The sequence below is a fragment of the Corynebacterium camporealensis genome (genome assembly GCF_000980815.1).
GTDB lineage: Bacteria > Actinomycetota > Actinomycetes > Mycobacteriales > Mycobacteriaceae > Corynebacterium > Corynebacterium camporealense.
In genome coordinates this window covers 2,067,273-2,091,832 of the sequence record NZ_CP011311.1, presented here as the reverse complement: position 1 = coordinate 2,091,832, position 24,560 = coordinate 2,067,273, and the positions used below count along the sequence as shown (strand labels likewise).

Annotated in this window: 26 protein-coding genes; 13 read left to right on the top strand and 13 right to left on the bottom strand. The window is 60.1% G+C overall.

Annotation, left to right across the window (positions count from 1 at the left end):
* Positions 1-22: 22 nt before the first annotated feature.
* Together UL81_RS11540 and UL81_RS09800 are read right to left on the bottom strand one after the other, a co-directional pair.
* A complete protein-coding gene (locus UL81_RS11540) occupies positions 23-646 on the bottom strand; it encodes a hypothetical protein (RefSeq protein WP_052097675.1) in 624 nt (207 codons plus the stop codon).
* Positions 647-671: 25 nt separating this feature from the next.
* Positions 672-1,919 (bottom strand): lipase family protein, encoded by a 1,248-nt coding sequence (locus UL81_RS09800; RefSeq protein WP_035104425.1) that lies wholly within the window; start codon positions 1,917-1,919, stop codon positions 672-674.
* 59 nt (positions 1,920-1,978) lie between these two features.
* Between UL81_RS09800 and UL81_RS11695 the strand changes: the two genes are divergently transcribed.
* On the top strand, positions 1,979-2,152 hold the full coding sequence (locus UL81_RS11695) for a DUF4236 domain-containing protein (RefSeq protein ID WP_081961368.1): 174 nt from the start codon (positions 1,979-1,981) through the stop codon (positions 2,150-2,152).
* 11 nt (positions 2,153-2,163) lie between these two features.
* On the opposite strand, the gene UL81_RS09795 is transcribed toward UL81_RS11695, so the two are convergent.
* Positions 2,164-3,024: an HhH-GPD family protein gene (locus tag UL81_RS09795; protein WP_046453544.1), complete on the bottom strand. Its 861-nt coding sequence runs from the start codon at positions 3,022-3,024 to the stop codon at positions 2,164-2,166.
* A gap of 26 nt (positions 3,025-3,050) precedes the next feature.
* Here UL81_RS09795 and UL81_RS09790 point away from each other — a divergent pair, with 26 nt between their 5' ends.
* Positions 3,051-3,674, top strand: coding sequence for a carbonic anhydrase (locus tag UL81_RS09790; protein WP_035104428.1), 624 nt, complete (start codon positions 3,051-3,053; stop codon positions 3,672-3,674).
* A gap of 62 nt (positions 3,675-3,736) precedes the next feature.
* Positions 3,737-4,432, top strand: a complete 696-nt coding sequence (locus tag UL81_RS09785; protein WP_035104429.1) for a hypothetical protein — start codon at positions 3,737-3,739, stop codon at positions 4,430-4,432.
* An 8-nt stretch (positions 4,433-4,440) separates the two neighbouring features.
* Here the strand turns inward: UL81_RS09785 and radA are convergent, their stop codons facing one another.
* The 3 genes from radA to UL81_RS09770 all read right to left on the bottom strand — a co-directional run bounded on the left by radA (position 4,441) and on the right by UL81_RS09770 (position 8,233).
* Entirely contained in the window at positions 4,441-5,820 is a 1,380-nt protein-coding gene (gene radA, locus UL81_RS09780) for a DNA repair protein RadA (RefSeq protein ID WP_035104431.1), read from the bottom strand.
* 189 nt (positions 5,821-6,009) lie between these two features.
* Entirely contained in the window at positions 6,010-7,485 is a 1,476-nt protein-coding gene (locus tag UL81_RS09775; RefSeq protein WP_046453543.1) for an HNH endonuclease signature motif containing protein, read from the bottom strand.
* Positions 7,486-7,642: 157 nt separating this feature from the next.
* Positions 7,643-8,233, bottom strand: coding sequence for a hypothetical protein (locus tag UL81_RS09770; protein ID WP_035104434.1), 591 nt, complete (start codon positions 8,231-8,233; stop codon positions 7,643-7,645).
* 263 nt (positions 8,234-8,496) lie between these two features.
* On the opposite strand from UL81_RS09770, the gene UL81_RS09765 reads away from it, so the two are divergent.
* From UL81_RS09765 to rlmB, 5 genes are read left to right on the top strand one after another with little or no spacing between them, the layout of a single operon-like run.
* Positions 8,497-9,081, top strand: a complete 585-nt coding sequence (locus UL81_RS09765; RefSeq protein WP_046453542.1) for a CarD family transcriptional regulator — start codon at positions 8,497-8,499, stop codon at positions 9,079-9,081.
* Positions 9,053-9,766 carry a 2-C-methyl-D-erythritol 4-phosphate cytidylyltransferase gene (gene ispD, locus UL81_RS09760; RefSeq protein WP_035104436.1) on the top strand — a complete coding sequence of 238 codons (714 nt, stop codon included), beginning with the start codon at positions 9,053-9,055 and terminating at the stop codon, positions 9,764-9,766. Before UL81_RS09765 ends, ispD begins: the two co-directional genes overlap by 29 nt.
* Complete coding sequence (gene ispF, locus UL81_RS09755) at positions 9,763-10,251, top strand: 2-C-methyl-D-erythritol 2,4-cyclodiphosphate synthase (protein WP_035104437.1); 489 nt, start codon at positions 9,763-9,765, stop codon at positions 10,249-10,251. The genes ispD and ispF overlap by 4 nt, the downstream gene beginning before the upstream one ends.
* Before the next feature lie 5 nt (positions 10,252-10,256).
* On the top strand, positions 10,257-11,672 hold the full coding sequence (gene cysS / locus UL81_RS09750) for a cysteine--tRNA ligase (protein WP_046453541.1): 1,416 nt from the start codon (positions 10,257-10,259) through the stop codon (positions 11,670-11,672).
* Between the two features lie 18 nt (positions 11,673-11,690).
* Positions 11,691-12,650 (top strand): 23S rRNA (guanosine(2251)-2'-O)-methyltransferase RlmB, encoded by a 960-nt coding sequence (gene rlmB, locus UL81_RS09745; RefSeq protein ID WP_046453540.1) that lies wholly within the window; start codon positions 11,691-11,693, stop codon positions 12,648-12,650.
* A gap of 3 nt (positions 12,651-12,653) precedes the next feature.
* Here the strand turns inward: rlmB and UL81_RS09740 are convergent, their stop codons facing one another.
* Complete coding sequence (locus UL81_RS09740) at positions 12,654-13,484, bottom strand: alpha/beta hydrolase family esterase (RefSeq protein WP_035104439.1); 831 nt, start codon at positions 13,482-13,484, stop codon at positions 12,654-12,656.
* Positions 13,485-13,713: 229 nt separating this feature from the next.
* Here UL81_RS09740 and UL81_RS09735 point away from each other — a divergent pair, with 229 nt between their 5' ends.
* The 3 genes from UL81_RS09735 to UL81_RS09725 are packed head-to-tail and all read left to right on the top strand — an operon-like array spanning position 13,714 to position 16,364.
* Positions 13,714-14,664: a hypothetical protein gene (locus UL81_RS09735; protein WP_046453539.1), complete on the top strand. Its 951-nt coding sequence runs from the start codon at positions 13,714-13,716 to the stop codon at positions 14,662-14,664.
* Positions 14,573-15,721 carry a hypothetical protein gene (locus UL81_RS09730; protein WP_158407910.1) on the top strand — a complete coding sequence of 383 codons (1,149 nt, stop codon included), beginning with the start codon at positions 14,573-14,575 and terminating at the stop codon, positions 15,719-15,721. The genes UL81_RS09735 and UL81_RS09730 overlap by 92 nt, the downstream gene beginning before the upstream one ends.
* 1 nt (position 15,722) lies before the next feature.
* On the top strand, positions 15,723-16,364 hold the full coding sequence (locus tag UL81_RS09725) for an ABC transporter ATP-binding protein (RefSeq protein ID WP_035104445.1): 642 nt from the start codon (positions 15,723-15,725) through the stop codon (positions 16,362-16,364).
* Positions 16,365-16,741: 377 nt separating this feature from the next.
* Here UL81_RS09725 and UL81_RS09720 read toward each other — a convergent pair whose 3' ends face one another.
* From UL81_RS09720 to UL81_RS09710, 3 genes are read right to left on the bottom strand one after another with little or no spacing between them, the layout of a single operon-like run.
* Positions 16,742-17,653 carry a metal ABC transporter permease gene (locus UL81_RS09720; protein WP_046453538.1) on the bottom strand — a complete coding sequence of 304 codons (912 nt, stop codon included), beginning with the start codon at positions 17,651-17,653 and terminating at the stop codon, positions 16,742-16,744.
* Entirely contained in the window at positions 17,646-18,347 is a 702-nt protein-coding gene (locus tag UL81_RS09715) for a metal ABC transporter ATP-binding protein (RefSeq protein ID WP_035104447.1), read from the bottom strand. Before UL81_RS09715 ends, UL81_RS09720 begins: the two co-directional genes overlap by 8 nt.
* The gene (locus UL81_RS09710; RefSeq protein WP_035104450.1) at positions 18,347-19,297 is read right to left on the bottom strand and encodes a metal ABC transporter solute-binding protein, Zn/Mn family; all 951 of its coding nucleotides are present in this window, start codon (positions 19,295-19,297) and stop codon (positions 18,347-18,349) included. The genes UL81_RS09715 and UL81_RS09710 overlap by 1 nt, the downstream gene beginning before the upstream one ends.
* Positions 19,298-19,382: 85 nt before the next feature.
* On the opposite strand from UL81_RS09710, the gene UL81_RS09705 reads away from it, so the two are divergent.
* Entirely contained in the window at positions 19,383-20,474 is a 1,092-nt protein-coding gene (locus UL81_RS09705; RefSeq protein WP_035104452.1) for a LacI family DNA-binding transcriptional regulator, read from the top strand.
* Between the two features lie 123 nt (positions 20,475-20,597).
* Positions 20,598-21,461 carry an endonuclease domain-containing protein gene (locus UL81_RS09700; protein WP_035104455.1) on the top strand — a complete coding sequence of 288 codons (864 nt, stop codon included), beginning with the start codon at positions 20,598-20,600 and terminating at the stop codon, positions 21,459-21,461.
* A 425-nt stretch (positions 21,462-21,886) separates the two neighbouring features.
* Here UL81_RS09700 and otsB read toward each other — a convergent pair whose 3' ends face one another.
* Genes otsB through UL81_RS09680 form a run of 3 tightly spaced genes read right to left on the bottom strand, consistent with a single transcriptional unit; the run spans position 21,887 to position 24,556 of the window.
* Positions 21,887-22,636, bottom strand: a complete 750-nt coding sequence (gene otsB, locus UL81_RS09690) for a trehalose-phosphatase (protein ID WP_236684535.1) — start codon at positions 22,634-22,636, stop codon at positions 21,887-21,889.
* Positions 22,627-23,127, bottom strand: a complete 501-nt coding sequence (locus UL81_RS09685; protein ID WP_035104459.1) for an META domain-containing protein — start codon at positions 23,125-23,127, stop codon at positions 22,627-22,629. The genes otsB and UL81_RS09685 overlap by 10 nt, the downstream gene beginning before the upstream one ends.
* Complete coding sequence (locus UL81_RS09680) at positions 23,117-24,556, bottom strand: alpha,alpha-trehalose-phosphate synthase (UDP-forming) (protein ID WP_046453537.1); 1,440 nt, start codon at positions 24,554-24,556, stop codon at positions 23,117-23,119. Before UL81_RS09680 ends, UL81_RS09685 begins: the two co-directional genes overlap by 11 nt.
* Between the last annotated feature and the right edge of the window lie 4 nt (positions 24,557-24,560).

Genomic DNA, 24,560 nt, shown 5'->3' with positions numbered 1-24,560 from the left:
TTTATGGGAGATTTTCCCGGTTTTAGCAGGGACTGCTGTAGGAGGTATCCCCGTTAAGTAGCCGGGCGTTGCCGCCTTGGGCGGCCCAGGCATCGCACAGCGCGGCGGTGTTGTCGTACTCTCGGGCGACGGCATAGACGTCCTGGCCATCCACACTCGCGCGCAGCGACGGGCAGGCACCCGGGGTATAGAAGACCGTGCCCGGGTAGATGTCCATGACCTCCGGGATGCGCTGGGCGGCCTGGTTGCCGGATCCATCATCCAGGACGGACTCCACGATGAGCACCGGGGTGTCATCGCAGACCGCATTCGCCGGGCGCAGGCCCGCCTGAATCATCGGTGCCGGGATGTCCGGGGGGTCGGGTTCTACTGTGCGTTCCTCGGTGCGTTCTTCAGTCTTAGTGACGGTGGCGGTCTCTTCCGTGGTTTCGTCCTCGGTTTCTTCGGTGCTGGTTTCTTCGGTGAACTCCTCGGTCGTTTCAGGCTCGGAAGAGCTAGTCGTTTCCTCGGAGAAGACCGCGCTGGTTCCTTCCGCGTCGATGCGCTCGGCATCCGAGCCGGAGAAGAACACGGAGAAGGCGAATGCCACAGCGGCGATGACCGCGATAGCGCTAATTGCCAGAAGGGTACCCGTCTTGAAATTCACGGTAGATACCTTAACCGTTTAGTTTCTAGGCGCAATTATTTGGTGCAGGAACGTCGTTGAAGCGTTCAATCAGGTAGTCCAGGCCGTGCGGGACAGAACCCAGCAATGGGAACGCGTGGTTGATGCCCGGTCCGGGAACGAAGCGGGTGGGGTTGGCGGCCTCAAAGTAGACCTCGCCGCCCAGGGCGCAGTAGTCGCCAGCCATGGTGCGGGCCTGATCGAAGGGGATGATGTCATCGTCAGGTGCGTTGGCGACCAGCATCGGGGCGTTCAGCGGACGGCTGCCGAGCTTCTGCTCTTCCAGGACTTCACGAATCACCGGGTCGCGCTGCACCATCTTCGATAGGCTCGCCCCATCTTTGGTCAGCCAGCGGGTCTGCACGAAAGCCCAGGTAGCCATCGAATCAGGAATGCAGGCGCCAGATGCGGAACGCAAGAATTGGATGCCCCAAGGGTTTAGGTTGCTCAGAACTCGCTCGCGGAACTCGGCGTTGCGGGAGGCGAAACCGTTGATGGCGTAGCCAAGCACATGGACGATGCTGGTGCCATCGACGGCAGCCATGACCTTGACCAGGTCAGCCGGGGGAGCGCCCGCGTAGGTGCCCTTGATGTTGAGCTCGGGTGCGTAGTCGTTGGCCCACTCGGCGGCAGCAGCGGCGGCCCCGCCACCTTGGGAGTAGCCGGCGAGGCCGACCGGGGCATCGGCAGGTGCGCCGGCAAGTTGGAGGCCAGCGCGGGCGGCATCAAGAACCGCATGTGCTTCTTCGATGTTGTTGACATAAGAGTGGTGGCCGGGCGTGCCCAGGCCGACGTAGTCGGTCACCACGACGCGGATTCCCAGGTCCGTGGCGGCCTTGAAGAAGGGGTATTCGTAGTTGATGTTGGTGGTCAGCTGTCCGGCGGGGCCCAGGGCGGCGTTGCCGACCTGGCCGACCGCACGCGAGGGCGCACACTGGTCGCCCTGCCCGCGGGTACCGGGCGCGAAGACGATGGTGGGACGATCACCCTCGCCGGCCCAGGCCTGGGTTGGCTCGAAGAGCGTGCCGGTCACGGTGGTGGGCGCGCCATTTTGCAGGGTGGATTCGTAGCTAAAAGTTTGGGCTTTCGCGGCGGTGGCGGAGCTCAGGTCGCCATCGGTATGCGTGGTGGGTCGGGAGCCTAAGACTGCACCAGGGTCAGCGGAGGCGGTGTTGGGGACTAATGCCACAGCACAGGCGGTTAGGGCCGCGGCCAAGGAAGAAAGTAGGCGAGAAGAGAGAGATTTTCTGAACATGCGGACATACTAATATAAAGAAATCACGCTATCTACTCTTTCGGTTAAAATTTCTTGCCATGGGACTTTATTTTCGTAAGCGCAAGAAGACCGGCAAGAACAGCTGGCTGAACTTCTCCGGTTCGGGAGCCTCCATGTCGACGAAGGTCGGGCCGGTCACCTTCAACTCCCGCGGCGGCATGTGGGTCAACCTGCCAGGTGGGCTCAACTTCCGCGGGCGCTGGAGGAAATAGGGGAAACCCAGCTACACAGGCAGGTGAAACAGCCCTTCGTCGTTCTGGTCGGCGAGGCCATCGTTAAGTAGGGAGGCCAGCGCACGGGATCGCTGCGCCCCGTCGGGCCAGACGATGTCAATCTGAGACTGGGGGACCGGCGCGTCGGCCTTGCGCAGGACGTCCATGATGAGCCCGCGCACCTGCCGGTCAGTACCGGCGAACTTCTGGACGCGCTTCTTCGCCTTCGCCTGTTCTTCCGCGCTGGGTTCGGGGCAGCCGGCGCGCTGCCAAGCACAGTCCTCTAACAGGGGGCAGGCAGCACAACTGGGGTTCTTGGCAGTACACACCAGGGCGCCGAGCTCCATCAGGGCGGCAGAAAACCTGGGGCCGTCCTCCTCAGGTAATAGCTCTTCTACCAGGGCTAACTCTCGCTTCGAAGGCTGGGGCGCAAGGAAGTTACCATCGACAGCCCGCGCATACACCCGGCGCACGTTGGTATCGACGACCGGCACGTTCTCGCCATAGTGAAAGCACGCCACGGCACGCGCGGTGTAATCGCCGATGCCAGGCAAAGCTAAAAGCTTGTCGATGTCCCGGGGCACGGGGGCATCGTTAAGCTTGCGCGCGCATTCCCACAGCCGCAGCGCCCGGCGGGGATAGCCCAGCTTGCCCCAGGCGCGCAGGACTTCATCGCGGGTGGCCTGCGCAAAGTCCGCCGGGGTGGGCCAGCGCCGCATCCATTGCTCCCACACCGGGGCGACGCGGGCGACGGGGGTCTGCTGGCTCATCACCTCGCTGAGCAGGACACCCCACGCGCTGGTGCCGGGGCGACGCCAGGGCAGCGGCCTTTCGTGCTCGTCGAACCAATCGACTACTTTCTGCGTATCCATGCAAGGGACAAGTCTAAACTAAGGTTATGCCTTTACGTAATGTTCCCCACGAGCCACAGCCCGTCTGGGATGCCTTGAAGGAAGGTAACCAGCGGCTTATCGATGGCAACGTCATCCCCGTTCACGAAAACTTCTACCGCGAGGGCCTCACCGCGGGGCAGGACCCACGCGTGATTGTGCTGGCCTGCTCGGATTCCCGCGCGCCGATTGAGCACCTGTTCAACATTGGTTTCGGTGATGCCTTCGTCATTCGCACGGCCGGTCACATCCTGGACAGCGCGGTGCTGGCCTCGTTGGATTATGCGCTAGAAAGCTTGAATGCCAACGTGCTGCTCGTGCTGGGGCATCAGAACTGTGGTGCTGTCGCTGCGGCGGCGTCCTTCCTCGACGGGGAGGCAGACTTGCCGACGAGCCTCCAGCGCCCCATCATCGAGCGCGTCGCCGTGTCTGCCTGGGTCGCCCAGCGCAAGGGCAAGACCGATCATGCCGACTATGAGCGCCAGAACACCTTGGATACTGTTTCTCAAATTGTCGCTAAGGTTCCGGAGGTCCAACGCCAGCTGGACTCGGGCAATCTGGGCGTCGTGGGTGCCCGCTACCTGCTCGATAGCTCGAGTGTGGAGACCCTCGTCCTGCACGGAGTGGAATAACCCCTGGACACGCGGGCCGGGGATAGCCGGGTCGGGCTGTGGATCACCCTAAAATTGGAGGGGTGAGTAACCAGAAGCCTTTGCCCCGGGAGATTTACCAGCGGCGCCGCGTGGCCGCCCTGGTTGTTGTGCTCGTTGTCGTCTTTGGCTTCATTGCGATAGCGATCGCCCTCTTCGGTGGCGACGACACCAACGAGGCCGCCGAGTCCTCCACCCAGGAGGTCACCACGGAGGAGACCACCCCGGAAACTTCTGAGGCAGAGTCTTCTGAATCTGAGGTTCCAGAGTCTGAATCTGAAGAGTCTGAGTCGGAGGAAGAGTCTGCGTCCGAGTCGGAGGAGCCCTCCGTCGAGGCCGGCGCGAAGGATACTTGCGAGCTTTCCGACCTCAACATCGTCGCCTCCACCCCAGAGTCCACCGTGAGTGATGGCGACCTGCCGACCTTTTACATGACCGTCGAGAACCCCACCGCGGCCGACTGCGTCATCGACTTGGATGAGGACACCCTCCGCTTTGAGGTCTACAACATGCGCACCAACGAGCGCATCTGGTCCGACGTTGATTGCTACGCCCCGGTCGAGACCGGCGAGCTCACCGTCGAGCCTGGCGAGGACCGCATCTTCGAAGCCGAGTGGTCCCGCCTCCGCTCCGCCGAGGGCGAGTGCACCAACCGCGAGCCAGCCGGCAATGGGGCCTACTACCTGCACGCGGTCATCGGCGATAACCCCTCCGAGCCGACACCCTTCAACCTGGCTTAGTCCAGCTTTTAGTCCAACAGCGCGATAGCCTCACTCAGCGTGCCCACTTGGCGCACCTTCAGGCCGTTGGCCTCCACCTCGCCGGCAGGGACGATGGCAGATTTGTAGCCTAAGCGGGCGGCTTCCATCAGGCGCCTATCCAGGTTCGGCACCCGGCGCAGCTCGCCTGCCAGGCCGACCTCACCAATAACGACCGTCCGCGGCGGGAGCGGCTTTTCGTGCAGCGAGGACCAGGTCGCCAGCGCCACCGCCAGGTCCGTGGCGGTCTCGGTGATCTTCATGCCACCGACAGTCGCGACGTAGGCATCCTTATCGTTTGTCCGCTGTCCGGCGCGGGCTTGCAGGACGGCCAACACCATCGGCACGCGGTTATTATCCAACCCGGTCACCACGCGCCGCGGGTTCTTCGCCACCGGATCGACCGTCAAAGCTTGGACCTCCGCCAAAATCGGGCGGACGCCATCCATCGCGACCGTCACCGCGGAACCATCCGGCGTGCTTCCCCTATGCGACAGGAAAAGCCCCGAGGGGTCGGCAACCTCCCGGATGCCACCGGCGGTCTGTTCGAAGCAGCCCACCTCATCGGTCGCACCGAAGCGATTCTTGATGCCGCGTAGCATGCGCAAACTCGATTGGCGGTCGCCCTCAAAATTCAGCACCACGTCCACCAGGTGCTCCAGCACGCGCGGGCCAGCAACGTTGCCATCCTTCGTCACGTGGCCCACCAGCATCACGGGAATTCCGGTGGTCTTCGCCAGCGTCGTCAAAGCCGCCGTCACTGCGCGCGACTGCGCCACGCCACCCGCAACGCCTTCCACTCCGGCGGCATGCATCGTTTGCACCGAGTCCACGATGATCAGGCTTGGCTTCAGCTGGTCAACATGCCCGAAGACCACATCCAGGTTCGACTCCGCCGCCAGGTACAGAGTGTCATGCAACGCCCCAGTCCTCTCGGCACGCGCGCGGACCTGCCCGGCGGACTCCTCGGCGGTCACATACAGAGCCTTCCTATCTAGCGATGCCCACCGCGAGGCAACCTCCAGCAGCAGCGTCGACTTACCGACGCCCGGCTCGCCAGCCATCAGCACCACCGAACCCGGCACGATGCCCTTGCCCAGCACCCGGTCGAGCTCCCCAATGCCGGTATTCAGCGTCTTAGTTGCCGATGCCCCAATCTTCGTAATCGGCGTCGCCGGACTTGTCGGGGTGAGTCCCTTGGTCATCTGCCCAGTCGTCGCTGCGGCAGCGGCACTACCGGAGGACTTCGCCACCGGCTGGGACTCCTGGAGGGTGCCCCAGGATCCACATTCGGGGCAGCGGCCAAGCCACTTCGGGGAGACGAAGCCGCACTCGGAACAGGTATGGATGGGGCGTTGCTTTTTGGCCATGACTAAACCCTAAACCATGCCCCGGACATGCGATGCCTGAGCAAAACCGGTAACCGATTCAAAGCAGCATCACCAGCAAAACAGCACAAGCAGCCGACCCCAAGGCAGCAGAAACCCACTCTGCTTCCCTGGAAACCGGCTCAAACTTACAAGGACAATCAATCTAAGGCGCTAAGCCCACGCAACCTCTTAGGCCGCCGCAGCTTCTTCCTGGCAACTGCACTCTCGTCGCCGCTTTTTCAATCTCAATTTCGCAGCGGGACTGTGCTGGGCCTTCGGCGAGTCATTGAACTCTATGTCCTGACCAGGAGCTTTGAACCCAACTCTGCCGGTTCTGGGGTCTCTTTCCGCATGTCCCATGTTGTTTCGGAAGTCGCGATAATCGTTGTTATCCGTGTGGTGTCTCCTACACAGCAACGTCAGATTCCGCAGGTCCGTCGGTCCACCGAAAGCCCACGCTTGCAGGTGGTGGACATCGCAGCGGTGCCAGGCGGCATCGCAACCCGGATGGGTGCACACCGACTCTGAAGCCAGCAACGCAATCTTCTGCATGAGGCTCGCTCCGCGCTTGGTCTTACCCAACAACAGCGGTTGGAAGGACTCCGGGTCGAGGCAGCAGAAGTAATCGTTATCCGCGATACCCAGGCGCAGGATGTCCATCGGCGAGAGCAGCTGACCAGTCGAGGTCAGGAAGCGAGACTCGGCGGTCATATCCTCCAAGTCATCGAGAGTCGCCGTAATCAGGATGGAACCCAGACCCGCACCGGACTCTTCCTTCTGGCCCAAATACTGGTGCAGGATGTGCGCCAACTGGTCAGCCATGCGCTGGTCCATCGTACGCTTATCGTCCTCCGGTGCGAGCTCCGGACCACCCGGGCGTGCAGCAGGGGAGAAGGCCTGCTCCAGCAGGGCAGCAGTAGCTGCGTCGATGTAGCCGGAGATGTGCACGCCGCCATCGGTATCCGGACGGGAAGCCTTGAACTTACGACGACGCGTCGCAGCGTGCGGGTCATGATTGCGGGCCTTCGCATTCACGCGACGAACGCGCTCGCGCAGCCAAGAGCGAAGACGATCCGGGTTCATAAACTTCGCCCGCTCCAGCGCCTCAGAGTAAAGTTCACTGCGGGTCGGATCGGTGTCCTTATTCAGGTCCTCCAACTCGCGACGAATGATGGCGTGGATGAGCTCGTTCTGGCGCTCCTTCGCCATCTTGCGGCGCAGCTCTTCCTGCTTTTCTGCTTCCTTGCGTGCGCGCTCGGCCTTCTCGCGCTTTTCTGCGGCAGCCTTAGCTTCCTCTTCACTCAAAGTTTCATCAGCAGAAGCAGCATCAACCGGCTCCTCCTCAGCTGGTTTAGCTACCGGCGCAAAAAGTTGATTACCCAACTCAAGACGGTCATAGGCAGCCTTGCGTGACAAACCCAAACGCCGCACCAAGTAGTCCGCCGCACGAGAACTGTGCACAATGCGCCCTGCATCGGACTCCTGTGCCAAATACGCAAAAGAGGCATCGATAGTACTGCGATGCCCACCGGTCTTCTCCAGAGCTTCAAAGCTCTTGCGCACCTCACCAAAAGAAACAGAGGAAGGATCCTGCATGATGTCCGCCAGCTCCTCAAGACCAGAACACAACTGATCCACGAGCGCAGCAACTTGCTGAGACTTCATGAGCACCCTCCCTTCTTTCGCTTACATGTTCGACTATAAACCACCCCACGACCCTCGTCAACCCCAAAATCGAAAAAACTTTCGAACCACACTTTAAAAAGAAAAGCCCCAGCACAACCCAACCAAATAGGTTGTGCCAGAGGCTCCTAAAGAAGAATTAGTGCTCGTCCGCCGAAGGCTCTTCGGTGGTGTAGCCCTCGATGCTGTCAGCGTCGCGGTTGTACTCGCCAGCGGTCAGGTCCGGAGCGGAGATGGTAGCCGGAATCTCCAGGGTGCCGTTGGAGAACTCGAAGGTCACGTTGCGGTTGCCGGCGTAACCGAAGTCCTCGTTCTCCAGGGAGGTCTCTACGTACTGGACCTCAGCACCCTCGGTCTGCGGCAAAGCTTCAAGCGCCTCAGCGGAATCGCCCTGAATGGACTGGCCCTGCTCCATCGGCTCGGTAGCATCCATCTGTACTTCCTGGCCATCCACGCTGATGGATTCCAGGGTCACAGCGCCGGTCTCGTAGCCCTGGTTGACAGCGGTAAACTTCAACGCTGCTTCCGCGGTGTTCGTGTCGAGCAGAATGGTGACGTCGCGAACTGCAACGAGGCCATCTTCGGTTTCGGCGTTGGTGCCGTCAACTGCGATAACCTTCTCCGAGGTCTGGGTAACCTGGCCTGCCGAGCAGGAAGCCAGCGCCAGCGCGGAGAGGGCGGTTACGGACATGACGACACCGCGGCGGGCGGCGGACTTCAGGGACTGCACTTTTGGTGTCCTCCATCGATTAGAATCTCAGGGCTTATCAACGTAACAGCCTAGTCCCTTTCACTTCCGTTTACACAGTTTATGAACAATGCCACGGGTTGCAGGTGGGGTAATACGGGGGTAGTCGCCCCCGCGCCGCTGCTTGACGGCACCCCGTGATAGAATCGACTGCCTGTATATATGCTCAGCAGCACCCCGTACAGGGCATCGAAGCACAGGGCATCAACAGTTCATGAAGGCAAGTAGGGCTCCAAGGAGTGGCAATGGAATTCAAGGTCGGCGAAGTTGTTGTGTACCCGCACCACGGTGCCGCAGTCATCGAGGATATTGAACAGCGTGAGATGGGTGGCGAAACGCTGGAGTACCTCGTTCTCCACATCAACCAGTCGGATCTGGTCGTGCGCGTGCCTTCCGAAAATGCCGAGTCCGTCGGCGTCCGCGACGTCGTAGGCAAGGAAGGCCTGGAAAAGGTCTTCTCCGTCTTGCGCGAGGTCGACGTTGAAGAGGCCGGCAACTGGTCCCGCCGCTACAAGGCTAACCAGGAGCGCCTGGCTTCCGGTGACATTAATAAGGTCGCCGAGGTCGTCCGTGATCTCTGGCGCCGCGACCAGGACCGTGGCCTTTCCGCAGGTGAGAAGCGCATGCTGGCGAAGGCCCGCCAGATTCTGGTCGGCGAGCTCGCCCTGGCCAAGCCTGTCGATGAAAAGAAGGCCGACACCATGATGGAGGAAATCGACGCCACCATCGAGCGCCACCGCGCCGCAGGCCTGGTGGACGATAAGGCCGTAACCACCGACGTGGACGACGACGTTGACCTCAATGACCTCTCCTTCGACGACGAAGACTAGCCGCCCTGTTATCGCCCTGGTCGCAGCTGCCGGCCAGGGCACTCGTTTGGGTGCCAACCTGCCCAAAGCCTACGTGGAGCTGGCCGGCCAGACCCTGCTGGAGCGTTCCGTGCGCGCCCTTCATGCCTCCGGGGCCATCGACCGCATCCTGGTCCTGGTCAGCCCGGCCATGGAAGAACACGCCCGAGCAGTGCTTAACGATGCCCCCATGCCCCCCACCTTCGTCCACGGTGGCGGCGAACGTGCCGATTCCGTCTGGGCGGGCCTGCAAGCAATCCCGGAAGACGATGCCACCGTCCTCATCCACGACGCCGCCCGCGCGCTCACCCCACCGGAAATGATTGCCCGCGTCGCCCACGCAATTACCCCGGACTGCCCAGCTGCCGTACCGACCCTTCCGGTCACCGACACCATCAAGATCGTCAACGGCGACCAGATCGAAAGCACCCCGGACCGTGCAAGGTTGCAGGCGGTGCAGACGCCGCAGGCTTTTGACATCGCAAAGCTCCGCGCTGCAAACCAAGCTTATTTCAGCGCACCCCAAGGCTTTGTGGCCACCGATGATGCCAGCCTGATGGAATGGTTCGGCGAGCCCGTCCGCACCGTCAAAGGCGATACCCGGGCGTTTAAAATCACCACGCCCATCGACCTGACCTTGGCTCAAGCACTCCTGGAGGAAGCATGATTATCCCGCGCGTAGGAATCGCGACCGACGCCCACCAGATTGAAGAAGGCAAACCCTGCTGGATGGCAGGCCTCCTCTTCGAGGACGCCGCCGGCTGCGAAGGCCACTCCGACGGTGACGTCGTTTCGCACGCGCTTGTCGATGCCCTCCTCTCCGCCTCCAACCTTGGCGACCTGGGATCTTTCGTCGGCGTGGGCAGGAAAGAATACGACAACGTCTCCGGTGCCCGCCTGCTGCGCGAGTGCCGCGAACTGCTGGAATCCGAAGGCTTCGTCATCGGCAACGCCGCCGCCCAGCTCATCGGCCAAAGCCCGAAGATGGGCCCGCGCCGTAAGGAAGCCGAAGCCACCCTCAGCGAGATTCTCGGCGCCCCCGTATCTATTTCTGCCACCACCACCGACAAGCTCGGCTTCACCGGCCGCTCCGAAGGCCGTGCCGCAGTAGCGACGGCGTGCGTGTGGAAAGAGTCTGATTCGTTAGACTGACGAGTGTGACTCTTCGTATTTTTGACACCGCAACTCGTACCCAGCGCGATTTCGAGCCGATTCGCCCCGGACATGTCTCTATTTACCTGTGTGGTGCGACCCCGCAGGCGCAGCCGCACATTGGGCACCTGCGCTCCGGCGTGGCCTTCGATATCGTGCGCCGCTGGCTGCTCGCGCAGGGCTACGACGTCGTACTGGTGCGCAACGTCACCGACATCGACGACAAGATCCTGACCAAGGCGGCGGAGAATAATCGCCCCTGGTGGGAGTGGGTGTCGACCTATGAGCGCGAGTTCACCAAGGCCTATGACACCTTGGGCGTGCTGCCGCCGTCGGTAGAGCCGCGTGCCACCGGCTTTGTCACCCAGATGGTCGACTACATGCAGCGGCTTATCGATGCTGGCTTCGCCTACGCCGTCGAGGAAGACACCGGCGTTGAAGGCGCAGGCTCGGTCTACTTTGACGTCGCTGCCTGGAACGCCGCCGAAGGCTCCGACTACGGATCCCTGTCCGGCAACCGCGTCGAGGACATGGAACAAGGCGAGGACCCACAGGATTCGCAGGGCAAGCGCGGCCCGCAGGACTTCGCCCTGTGGAAGGGCGCCAAACCGGGCGAACCTGCCTGGCCTACCCCGTGGGGCAAGGGACGCCCGGGTTGGCACCTGGAGTGCTCCGCGATGTCCACCTACTACTTAGGCTCCAACTTCGACATCCACTGCGGTGGCCTGGACCTGCAGTTCCCGCACCACGAGAACGAGATTGCGCAGTCCCATGCGGCCGGCGATAAGTTCGCCAACTACTGGATGCACAACCACTGGGTGACCATGGCAGGGGAGAAGATGTCCAAGTCTTTGGGCAACGTTCTTTCCGTTCCGAAGATGCTGGAGCTGGTCCGCCCGGTCGAGCTGCGCTACTACTTGGGCAACGCCCACTACCGCTCCGTTCTGGAGTACTCCGAGTCCGCGCTGACCGAGGCAGCTGCAGGCTACCGCCGCATTGAGGACTTCCTGGGCAAATTTGACGATGTCGCCCTCGGTACCTGGACCGACAACTTCGAGGCCGCCATGAACGACGACATCGCAGTGCCGAAGGCGCTAGCCGCGCTGCATACCACCGTGCGCGCCGGCAACAAGGCTCTCGCGCAAGGCAACAATGAGGAAGCGCAGCGCCTGGCCGAGCAGGTTCGTGCGATGGCTGCCGTGCTGGGCTTTGATCCGTTGGATGAGCGGTGGAAAGATGGGGCATCGGAAAGCACTGCGGATGCGGCACTGGACGTATTGGTCCAGGCCGAATTGGAGCGCCGTGCCCAAGCCCGCGCGGACAAGGACTATGCGACAGCCGATGCAGTCCGGGATCGCCTCAGCGCCGCCGGAATCACGATTACTGACACCCCCGAAGGCCCGACCTGGTCGTTGGCCTAAACCGAAAGGACCACACTAATGGCACGTACCCACGGCCGCGGCGGCGCCCAGGGGCGCAAGAGCAACAAAAAGGGCATGACCAAGGGAACCGGCGGCCAGCGTCGTCGCGGACTCGCCGGCAAGGGCCCGACCCCGAAGGCCGAAGACCGCGTGTACCACGCCAAGCACAAGGCAAAGCTGCAGCGTGAGCGCCGCAACTCTGGTCGCCACCAGAAGGAAACCGCGGAGATGGTCGTTGGCCGCAACCCGGTCGTGGAGTGCATGCACGCCAAGGTCCCGGCGACCTCGCTATACATCGTGCAGGGCACGCGTCACGATGCCCGCCTGTCCGAGGCCGTCACCATGGCCAATACCCGCAACCTGCCCATTCTCGAGGTCCCACGTCACGAGATGGATCAGATGACCGGCAACGGCATGCACCAGGGCATTGGCCTGCAGATTCCGCCCTACAAGTACGCCGAGGTCCAAGATCTCATCGCGCGCGCCAAGGAATCCGGCGAGCCGGGCATGTTCGCCATCCTGGACAACATCACTGACCCGCGTAACCTCGGCGCCGTCATCCGTTCGGTTGCCGCATTCGGTGGCCACGGCGTCATCATTCCGGAGCGCCGTTCCGCCTCAGTTACCGCCGTTGCCTGGCGCACCTCCGCCGGCACCGCCGCACGCTTGCCGGTCGCCCGCGCGACCAACCTGACCCGCACCGTGCAGGAATTCCAGAAGAACGGCTACCAGGTCGTTGGCCTCGATGCCGGCGGTGAGCACACCCTGGATACCTACGACGGCGGCAAGGATCCGGTCGTCATCGTCATCGGTTCTGAGGGCAAGGGCATCTCCCGCCTCGTGCGTGAAAACTGCGACGTCATCATGTCCATCCCGATGGCTGGCCAGGTCGAATCCCTCAATGCCTCCGTCGCCGCGGGCGCGGTGCTCTCTGAGTTCGCCCGCCAGCGCCGAGTTGCCAACAGCCAGGAAAGCTAGAAGCTACAGCCCAAAGAAACGCTCCACCACGTCCGCCGCCTGGAAGGACGTGGTGTTCTTGCCTAAACGGGCATCCAGCTCATTCCCCGACGGAATCACGTGGCCAATGCCCTCCATGGTCCACAATTCCACCGAGAAATCCCCAGTCCAGCACTGCTTAACGATGTCCGCATACACCCGCTCCTCAACAGGCCCTTCAGCACCATTCCACTTAGCCAACCGCGCCGCAGTCTCCGGCGCGGAAAGCACCTCACCGCGGGTCTGGCTGGCATCAACTCCTGCGACACCGCCCTCATAGGGTGCCAACGGATCCGCCGTGCCATGCATGAGCAGCACCGGCGTGGGCTCATACGCCGAATCCGGATTGCTTGGCGCATGATTCGAGCCCGCACCAAAGGTTGAGGCAAAAATGCAGGCGCCGTTGAGGAGCCCTGGGGCATCGATAAGCAAGCGCAGCACCATCTGCCCACCGTTGGAATAACCGCACGCGAAAGTACGCCCCACGCCGTACTCATCCTTCAAGCGCGTTAACATCTCGCGGGTAAAAGCCACATCATCAATGCCCAACTCACGCGTCTTCGTCAGCAACGTGCCCCGGCAATCATTGAAGTGGTGGTCCACACCATTCGGGTAGACGACAATCGTGCCGGTACGCTCCGCCAAAGCATCAAAAGTGTTATTAGTAAAACGCCGCAGCACATTCCCCGACTGCAACGACCCATGGAAGAAAAAGAGCACATCCGGCCGCGACGGCAATGACTCCGGCTCCACAACCAAATACTTACGAGTCTGCCCCTGCAATTCGAGGCTCCGACGATGCAGCGTGTAAGTCATGGCAACAGTCTAAGCGCCAGACCCCCACGTGGGGCCACAGCCTTCATCAGCCCTCAGAAAGCACATTCTTATAGGGTTGTTCAATTACTTTAAAAAATAAGTATTGAACAATTATGGCGCGACCATGGCGGCTCATTTATCTTTATACACAGCAAGGATTGGAAGAAGTCCGGAATGTGTCTAACAAGGAGTCCGTAATGTTCGTGGTGCAGGCAGGGAGCTGTACTTCGTGGCGATGCTAAAACTTCGGAAGCAGAGAACACCCTTGAGCCTGCTCGGATTGGGTGCCTGTCTCATTCTTGTGCTCTGCCCATTCATCAGTTTCGTGACCCTCAAAGCTCTGGAAGAGGGTGACCTTTTCATTGGCGATAGCGCAGTCATTCTTGACTCGGCTGACCAGTACATTGAACCCGAGGAATTTTATCGAGAGCTCGAAGAATTCACTGACAACAGCGGGATTACTATCTCCAAGTTTCAAGCCGGTTCATTTACCGCCCGTGATGCGGTGGTGCTTTACGCTGCGGGAGAAAAAGCTCCAGAGCACACAGAACAGCTTCCTTCTTTCAGCCGTGGTCGAGCCGTAGAAATCTCGCCCTTGTCGGACCTCGATAGCTTGGATCCGCGAGGTTACTACTACTTGAGTGGCAGGAGAGATAGTGGTGAACGCTTTTTGGAATGGGCACAAAGCCGTGGGCTCGACGGCCAAGTACTCGTAGCTTCGCCATTAGAGTTCTTCGCCGGGATGCCAGTGGTGAAGACCCTGGTTTTACTCTTAGTCACTTGTCTGATTTTGGGCATTGCTTATGTGCTGAATCAATCACAGATGTTCGGTGTACATAGGCTGCAGGGGCTGACATTGGGAGATTCAGCCCGACTGGATCTCCGGGAATTGGCGCGCACGTATGCCTTGCCTGGGGCATTAGTTCTGGCGGCTGTGCTTGTCGGTTTGTACTTCTACAATGGTTGGGCATTCCTGCCTTATTACTTGTTCATCACTGTTGTGCTCAGTGTGCTTGGGTTAGCTGTCTTGGCTTGTGGATACGTCATTGGCTACGCATTTCTGATGCGGGGCGACATTGTGGGGGCAGGTGAAAGGAAAGTTTGCTCCACGCGGGACCTTTGTGGGTGTTTTTCTGTTGCGCTGCGCAACGATCAGCCTGGTGCTAGCACTGCTTGTTAGTGCGGCAGGCTTCGGTGCGGAAAAGGCTGCACGCGCTGAATTCAATGAAACGTGGGAGCGGCATAGCGACACCTACGAGGCCGGAGTTGCGGTGGGAACCGACGGACTTTCAGTAGCTACCGATCAGAAGCTGTGCACGCTTGATGCCCAGGGAAAACTTCTATTGGTGAAGAATGATTGGTTGACCTGGCCGAGTGATTTAGGTGCACCGGTGCTGTTAGTGAGCCAGGAGGTAGCTCGACAGGCAGGCGTTCACGTAGGCGATGATGCGCAGGTTGAAGTCTTTAGTCCTTTTCCATTGGGGAAACCAGAAAAGGACCTGATCGATGAAAGCCTCAGCTTTGAAGCAGCGGTAGCCGAGGACGACATGCCTGGAGTCTCGTACTCGGTAGATGCAACTCCGCGCGATGTCTTTACCTATGACGTCGAATTCAACACGGTGGTCAGTGATCCAATTCTGGTTGTACTTCCCACTGGTCTAGCTCTAATTAGTGATAAGAATTTGTCGGCCTGGATATCGCAAAGCTCGCTGATGTTTAAAGACCGTAGTGCATTTATTGAAATGCAGCAGACTCAGGAAGAACGCGAAACTCTTGTCGCCGCTCGTCCACGCATTGACTCGTGGTTGGCTCGTGAACGGCAGGTTGCTGCGGATGCGCGTGACTATGTACTCAACTTAGTTCTAGGAGTTTTGCTCACCACCGGCTTGGTAGTGGCGATGGCGTTAGCCTTCCAATCTTCACGCCGTGAACAGTTGTGGGTGGCCTATTTGATAGGACGGAATCCCTGGAAGCAACGCGGCTTGCTGCTTCTGGCAGAAGCATTCATCGCATTGTTGTCCTTGGGCTGGCTAATTAATCATGCGCGGTTACACGAGCAGTTGGTTGCTTCGCACATGCCAAGTACATGGACTATTGGTTTTGAAAACTCCTTTACGTGGCCAATTGCGGGAGCTGCAGCGACGGCAATTGCCGCGTGGGCAATCCTAACCCTGGTACTAGTTCCGGTCATGGAATCGCGGGAATCACAAAACCAGCTGAGCCGGAAGGACAAATAACATGATTGAACTGGCCGATGTGTCGAAGAGCTTCGGCGAAAAGACACTGTGGACAAACGTGAACTACACCTTTAGCGCTGGCCAGGTTTATGCCATTACTGGGCGCTCAGGTTCTGGAAAATCCACTTTGCTGAACTGTATTGGTGGTTTAGACCGCGTGGATTCTGGCGACGTCCTTGTAGGCGGAACCCCGATGTCGAATGCTTCTGCAAGGGAGAGAAGGAAACTGCGGCGCACCACGATTGGTTACCTCTTCCAGGATTATGCACTGGTCTCCAGTAAAAGCGTGGAGTACAACCTGCGCTTAGCTCAACCAAAAGCAAGTGAGGGGCAGTGTGAAGACGCGTTGGGCACGGTTGGTCTCAGCGGCTATGCCCAAAAGATCACTGGTGAACTCTCCGGTGGTGAGCAACAACGCGTCGCCTTGGCACGACTAATCATCTCGCCGCGGTCAGTTGTGCTGGCTGATGAACCAACCGGTGCCTTAGATAAACAGAACGGGGAGATGGTGGTGAGCATGCTGCGACAGTTCGCCGATAAAGGATCAACCGTCATCGTTTCCACGCACTCCGCTGAAGTTGCAGCGGCCGCGGATGCAGTCTTAAACCTGGACAATTTAGATTGCGGTGCGCTAACGCAATAATTGAAAAATTACGTATTTATGCGTGGTGTGGGGCTTGCGGACTGTCATGGCGAGTGAGTTGTGGACAATCTTGCAGATAAGCTGCATAGCAGTCCGACCTTCTAAAGCTGAATAGACAACGGTGTCATAAGCTACAAGGTATCTAACCGGTGTATTTATATGTTAGACTTTTCTTAAAAGTGAAACCTGCAGTAGCTACCGACCTGAAGGATGTTGCACCATGGGTGAGACCCTCGTGACCGTACTTATTTTGTTTCTGTTCATTTACTCGTTGACCGTGACGTTTCTCTACTTGCGCGCTAGTAAGAGGGGTAATGTGCAGTAGTTAAATCGCCAGCGACCGAGTGAGCAGCGGCAGTAGGTAGCTTTCGCAGAACCTACTCGTGCGGGTGATGGGCCTCAGCGGCGGAGCGGCCCTCGATGTGGGTGCGATGGGCGCGTTGGGAGGCGACGTCGTCACGCAGTGCGGTGCGGCTGCGTTGCCAGCCGATGAAGCGGCAGACGAGGTAGATGATGAAGGAAATCGTCGTCACGAATACCGACACAGGCAGGCCCGGGGCGAGGGAGAGAATGAGACCGCCGACGGCGGAGATTTCGGCGAAGAAGGTTGCCCACAGCACGGCCTTCAATGGGGACGAGGTGATCTGCACTGCGGCAGCGCCCGGGGTAATAAGCAGGGCCATGACCAGCAGTGAGCCGACAATCTGCACGGACTGGGCGGCGGTAAGGCCGACCAAGATGGCAAAGCCCACGGCCAGCGCACGAGTAGGAACGCCGGCGGTCTGCGCCATGATGGGGTCGGCGGAGGCAAAGAGTAGCGGGCGCCAGAAAATAACGATGGCGCCGATGACAATGACGGCTGTGGCTAGCAGCATCCAGACACTAGCCGAGGACACACCGACAATCTGACCGGTCAGCAGCGTCATCGCCGTATTCGAATTGCCCGGGTAGAGGTGAATAAACAGCACCGATAGGCCCAGGCCGAAGCTCATCACCACACCGATGGCGGAGTCTTGTTGGCCGCGGAAGCCGAGCATCGCCAAGATAATAGCGGCGACAATCGCACCGGCGATAGCACCAAAGCCCAGGTTCGCGCCGAAGAGCAGAGCGGCGGCAGCACCCATCAGGGCGAGCTCAGATGTCGCGTGCACGGAAAAAGACATCTGGCGCAGCACGATGAGCGAGGTCATTACACCCGACAGGATGCCCAACAGTGCGCAGGCAATAAGGGACTGCTGCACAAAGTCGACGCTGAGCAGGTACTGGGTATCTTCCCAATATTTAGACAACGAGCATCCTTCCGTCGACGTTGATGACATTGACCTTGGCGCCGTAGAGTTCAGAAAGCACATCCGAGCGCATGACCTCTTCGACTGGACCATAGGTGTGCCCATGCGGCGCCAGGTAGAGGACCTTGTCCACCACACCAAGCACCGGATTAATTCCGTGGGTCACGAACAGCACTGAAGTCCCGTGCTCCTTGCGGCGAGCATCCAGCTTTGCGACGGTCGCCTGCTGCCGCGCAGGGTCCAGCGAGAGCAGGGGCTCATCGGCAAGCAAGAGCTGCGGATCGTTGGCCAGCGCCTGTGCCTGGCGGATGAGCTGCTGCTGGCCGCCAGACAGTCGACCGACGCGGCGGTCCGCAATACCGGTAGCGCCCACTTCAGAAAGAAGAGCATCGACGCGCTTTTTGTCCGCACGGCGGTTGCGCAGCACGCCATGCGCCAGCGACAGTGAGACCAAATCCCGTGCGCGCAGCGGTAGTTCGGCAGGGAACATGCGCTGTTGCGGGATAAAGCCAACGCGGGCGGGGGCGTCGACGGTGCCATCGCTAAGCTGCCGCGTGCCCAAGATGGTGCCCAGCAGGGTGGACTTGCCCACGCCGTTCGGGCCCAGAATCGCGATGAACTCACCGGCATCAACCTGCAGGTTAAGCCCGGACCACAGCGGCGCGACGGCCGCGTCATGGAACTGAAGGAGCACTAGGCCTCGACCGCCTCAAGTTCGCTGAGGACCTGTTCGTAGTAATCGAAGAAATTGCTGTCCTCCGGTGGGGTCTCACCAATCTCGACGATCTGTACGCCGTCTTCCTCTGCGGCATCGCGGATGCGTGCGGTCAGGTCGGTTTCGGTCTGGGGGTTGTAGATGAGCAGGTCGACGGCGTCATCGTCCAGCGTTTGCAGGAAGCGTGCCAGGTCAGCAGCCGAAGGCTCGCCTTCAGAGACCGTGGTCTTGCGGTAGCCCTCCGGCGTGACGTCGGTGGCCGGGGCGTACTTGAAGAGGTAATCCGCAATCGGCTCCGTTTGCGCGTAATTCAGCTCCGGCAGGTCGCCCAGGCGCTCTTGGAAGCCTTCGACCTTATCCAGTAGTGGCTGCTCAGAGGTGTTGGCCTCCGGGTCAGCGGCGTTGATGGCCTCGGCGACGTCCTTGCCCACCTGCTCCAGCGCGGCCACGTCGTACCAAATGTGCTCGTTGCCCTCGATGTTGGTCACGCGGTCCTGGTTCTCCGGCTGGCTGGCTTCGGCATTGCTGACGACGTCCGCTTCCTCATCCAAAGCGCCATGGTCCACCAACGGCAGGGCGGAGACAATATTGTCCTGGTCGGAGACTGCCTGGTAAATCCATGCATCGTAGCCGCCGCCATTGACCAGCAGGAGGTCAGCTTCATTGGCGCGCGCGATATCTGCTGCGGTCGGCTCAAAGTGGTGCGGGTCCACGCCATTGCCGGTCACGATGGGCTCGATTTCGACGTTCTCGGCCTCACCTGCGACGGCCTCGGCGACGTCTGCCCAAATGGAGGTCGACGCCACGATGGTGAATGTGTCCTCGTCCGAGTCCTCTCCCGAGGCAGTACACGCAGTTGTGAACAGCAGGGAAGCGCCCACAGTGAGCGCCGCGGCAGGGCGGAAGATTCGGCGGGAGTCAAAAGTCATAGGAACCATTGTCTAGTTGTTGACAATAGTTGTCAATTGGAAATGAATTGAAAATCCATCCGTGGGAGCAGGTAGGCTACTGGGCATGGTTAAACGCAGTGAGCATCGGAAAACGCTAGCTTCCCTAGCGGCCGAACTCGGCGTTTCTCGAACCACTGTGTCCAATGCGTATAACCGCCCTGACCAGCTCGCTCCGGCGACACGGCAACGCATTCTCGCGGCCGCTGCGGCCCACGGTTATCCCGGCCCGGACCCCACGGCTCGCTCGCTGCGCACCCGCCACGTCGGCTCCGTCGGCGTCCTGCTGACTGAGCACCTGTCCTACGCTTTTGAGGACATGGCATCTGTGGACTTCCTCGCCGGTATGGCTGAAGCTTCCGCCGGTTCCCACACGACGCTGACGCTGCTTCCCGCGGGCCCGGACCCCAACGACGACCCGGCTGTCGACCTGGTGGGGCGTGCTTCTGTCGATGGCTTCGTCATCTACTCAGTCGCCGCCGGCGATGCCTACCTGGAAGCAGCCCAACGCCGCGGCTTGCCCGTGGTCATCTGCGATCAGCCCACCGACACCGGCCTTCCTTTCGTGGGCATCGACGACCGCGCCGCCATTGAACCCGCCGCACGTGCGCTTATCGATGTCGGCCACACCCACATCGGCATCCTGTCCATCCGCCTGCACCGCCAACCCCTCGACGGTGCGGTTTCGCTTGCCGATATCGACGCCGCCGACCTGCACGTCCAGCGCTCCCGCGTACTCGGTGCCCTGGATGTCTTCAGCGCTGCTGGCCTGGACGCGGAGTCCATCCCTGTGGTGACCCGCCACACTAATATCCCGGCAACAGCGGTCGACGCCGCCGCGGAATTGCTCGAAAGCCACCCCGAACTCACCGCCGTGCTGTGCACCACCGATTCGATGGCACTCGGCGTCCTCGAATACGCCTCCAAACAGGGCATCGACGTCCCCTCCGAACTCTCCGTCACCGGCTTCGACGGCATCTCGGAAGCGCTCCTGCGCGACCTGACCACCGTCATTCAGCCGAACAAAGCCAAGGGCGCTGCCGCTGGTCACATGCTCTCCCAGCTCATCGCCGCTGAGGAGAAGTCCACTCACGTCCCCACGCGTCGACTTCTCCCGACCTCTTTCCACCCCGGCGCTACCGTTGCCCCGCCGCGTTAATTGTTGTCGGTCCTTTTGCTCCGCAAAGTTGCGCTTGTTTTGAGTTCGGGCGCTGAAAGTGGTGCGAAAACGACACCATCGGGTTAGGGTGTGCGTGCACGAGCACTCTTAGGGGGGGAAGAGATGTCAAAATTAATCGTGTCAGGGAAGACTGCGAAACAAAAGCAACGAATGGCCGCGCGCGGCGAAATTATCCGTATTTGCCATGGACTTTATCTCTATCGGGAACCGCACCCGTTGGAGTTGTCGAGAATTCTCTGCAACCGGGATCCGCAATTGTGCCTGACTGGGAAATCAGCGATGGAGTTCTATCTGCGGGTGAAAATGACATTTCCACTGCACCTGGCAGGTACGACGGCCCGAAATGTTGAGCCGTGGTTTCAAGTATCGCGCACACGACGTTTGCAGGGATGGGGCTACGCTGACGCCAGAGTTCACATGCCTTTACTGGCGGCTGAGAACCTCGATGAGGACACGGCAATCGAATTTTTAGAGACCTACTACGGCGGTAGAAACGGGCAGTCATCCTACGAACACGACTGTTCTTTCATTGCGAACTATTCGGCAAAGATGAAAGATCTCCAGAGCAAAATCGTCCTGAACAGCGATAGCTGGGCCGAAAAGGAACTGTACCGTGCACTGCACAAAGAGGGGCTGAAGGTCTTAAGCAATGTAAAGCTCGGGGCGTATTTCTGGGACCTGTACCTACCGAAACACAAAATTCTTATCGAAGTCGACGGCTTCGAGTTCCACAGCAAAAAGCTCGAAACTTTTGTCCAGGATCGTTGGAAAGCTAACGATGCCGTCATCGCCGGCTACCGCGTCCTAAGATTTAGCGGTAGCTGTATCAAGCACGAACTAGCCGCAGTGGTGCAAGAGATCCTCGCCGCAGTGAAGGGAACACGACCGATGCCTAAGCAGGGCGTCTGGTTGAAGCATTGGATCTTCCGCAGAGGCATGCCACCGGAATATTTTGAATATAGCTAAGCGGGGGATGTCGCAATTACACACGTTTCCGCCCAAAACCCGCGTGCGCAGCCAACAACGCGGAGCAAAAGGGCCGGTAGTCCACTGCGCTAACTGGCCACTACCGACTTAAATCAGCTACCCCTTATTGGGTCTGCGCTCAACAACTTTGAGCTTATTGTTTTAAGCTGTGTGCAATTGCGTCAACAGTGAAGTCCAGTGGGTATGAAATACAATTCGAGCATTTCCTGGTATCTCTACATATTTGCGGTCTTCTCATTGATTTACTTCTTGAGGTCACGCTACGACCTGGGATGGTGGCCCGCGCTGGGGTTGTGCTACGCGCTTTTCCTGGTGTGGTACTTGGTTGATAGGCGCATTCGGAAAAGGCAAGAGCAGCAGCGCGCAGGCGTAGAAGAATCGCCGACCGCTGTGCCGGAAAAGCCTTAGGAAGCGCGGGCGTCGGCCAGTTCAGTGAGGAAAGCCGCAACGGCATCGGTGTCGGCGACGCGGTGGGTGGCTTGGGTGTCGCCCTCGCCGACCTTGACGCCGAGGTCTGGCGGTTGGTTGAGGACGGAGAAACCGTCTTCGTCAGTGACGTCATCGCCTAAGAAGATGGTGGCGGTGGCGCCGACGCGTTCACGCAGAGTGGAAATCCAGCTGCCCTTGGTGGCAGCGGTAGCGGAGAATTCCACGACGTTCTTACCGGCAGTACGTGGGAAAGCGCCCGGTTCGAGGGCAAGGCCTTCCTCGTAAGCCGTAGCGGCAGCTTCGGGGTCGGACTGGGACAGCTTGCGCAGGTGGAGAACGCGCTGGAAGGGCTTGATTTCGATTTCTGCGCCGGGGTAGCGGGCCATGATGTCGCGGATTTCGGCTTCCTTGGCCTCTAAGTGCGCGGTCATCTCCGGGGTGAGAGCGCTGTCATCCCAGGAGGACTCCGCGCCGTGGGAGCCGCCAAAGATGACTGGCTCAGACAGCGGACATACGCGGCGCAGGCCTTCCAAGTGACGACCGGACAAGATAGCCACGGTGGTCGAGGGCATCGCGGCGAGGCGCTCCATAGCCCGAAGCGAGTCCGGGTGTGCGGAAACGGCATAGATGTCATCGGCGAAACCGGCGAGTGTGCCGTCGAAGTCAGAGACGACAGCGAGGTGTTCAGCGGCGGCCAGCTGGGAAATCACAGAACTCATAGTGATACCAAGCGTAGCGCCGGGGAGTCGACTTCGTCGGTATCCAGCGTCAGCACCAACTGATTGTTGGGATTCATGGAGATATCGAAGTCGTTGCCCTCACGCAGCAGGTGGCGCATGCTGGTATCCGCCCAGTTCGCAGCACCCGTGCAGGACTCCGAAGGCTCGTCGTAGGTGATTTCATCGAGATGCATCACGTCAGCATCGCGGATGTTGGCGGAATCCTCACCGGTAGAAAAGGACACCTCCGCGGTAAAGCGCGTGCACCCCGTCGTGCCCACCGCGCTAGATTCGCCAAAGGAGATATGCGGGACCTCCACGAGAGAATCCGGGATCGCGGAAGGGGAGTCCGGGTTGGTGTAGATGCCCACGACTTGCCAGTCCTTGCCGACGATGCGTTCATCGCCAGGCGCTTGGGGCCCTGTGGGCTCTTCCGAACCGCATGCAGAAAGCAGCGACGCCGCAACGGCGCCGCATACCAAAGCCTTAATCTTCATCGGGCGTACCGGAACGGCTCAACTCACGTAGGAAGGACTCCGACCACAGGTTCACATCATGGGTGCGGACCTGCTCATGCATAGCCAGCATGCGCTCTTCCATGGTCTCAGGCTGGTCTTCCAGGGCCTTCAGCGCCGTCAGCAGGGCTCGCTTCACGGACTCAATGTCGAAGGCATTGCAGAGGTAGGCCTCGGGCAGCTCATCGGCAGCGCCGGCAAACTCAGACAGAACCAGAGCGCCGGTGCCATTGCCGTGGCAGGCAACATACTCCTTAGCCACCAGGTTCATGCCGTCTTTGAATGGAGTGACCAGCATGACATCGGCAAGCCGGTAGTAGTGGCGCAGCACAGACTTATCGACGGAACGGTGCTGGTAGTGCACCACCGGACGGCCCAGCTCAGAGAAGCGACCATTGATGCGGCCGACAGCCTCTTCGACTTGGGAACGAGTCTTGCGGTAGTGGGTCAGGCGCTCACGGGACGGGGTGGCCAGCTGCACCAGGGTGACCTCTTCCGGGTCGAGGGCGCCGGTTTCCAGCAGCTCTTCAAATGCAGTCAGACGCTGCAGGATGCCCTTGGTGTAGTCCAGGCGGTCGACGCCCAGAATCACGTGCTTGGGGTTGCCGAGGTCCGCGCGTAGCTCCTCGATGGCCTTCTCATCGGAGACTTCAAAAGAGCCCATCTGGTCAGCCGAAATAGAAATCGGGAACGCGCCGACGTGGACGTGGCGGTCATCGGAAGACACCACGTAGGCATCGGCCTTACGCACGGCAGCCTCGCCGTGGACCTCGAGTTCTTGGCGTTCAGCCAGCTCCAGGAAGTTACGGGCGTTGTTCTCTAGGTGGAAACCGATAAGGTCGGAGCCCAGCAGGCCACGCATGATTTCCTCACGCCACGGCAGCTGACGGAACAGGTCGCCAGAAGGGAAAGGAATGTGCAGGAAGAAGCCAATGCGCAGGTCCGGGCGAATCTGACGCAGAATGCCCGGTACGAGCTGCAGCTGGTAGTCCTGGACCCAAACGGTGGCGCCATCGGCAGCAACGGCAGCTACTTCTTCGGCAAAACGTTGGTTGACGTCGCGGTATGCATGCCACCAGTCGCGGTCATATTCCGGGGTGACAATCAGGTCGTGGTACAGCGGCCACAAAGTGGCATTGGAAAAGCCCTCGTAGAAGCCCTCAAAGTCAGCTTCGGTGAGCTTGACCGGGTGTAGCAGGACGCCCTTATCGGTGCGGAAAGGCTCCGGGGCTTCGTCGGTGCTGCCAGGCCAACCCACCCAGCAGCCATTTTGGGACTCCAGCACCGGCGACAGGGCGGTGACCAAGCCGCCAGGGGATTCCTTCCAGGTCTGCGAACCATCAGGGTTGGTGTGCAAATCGACAGGGAGCCGGTTCGCGACTACTACGAAAGAATTATCCTGGCTGCTCATGAGG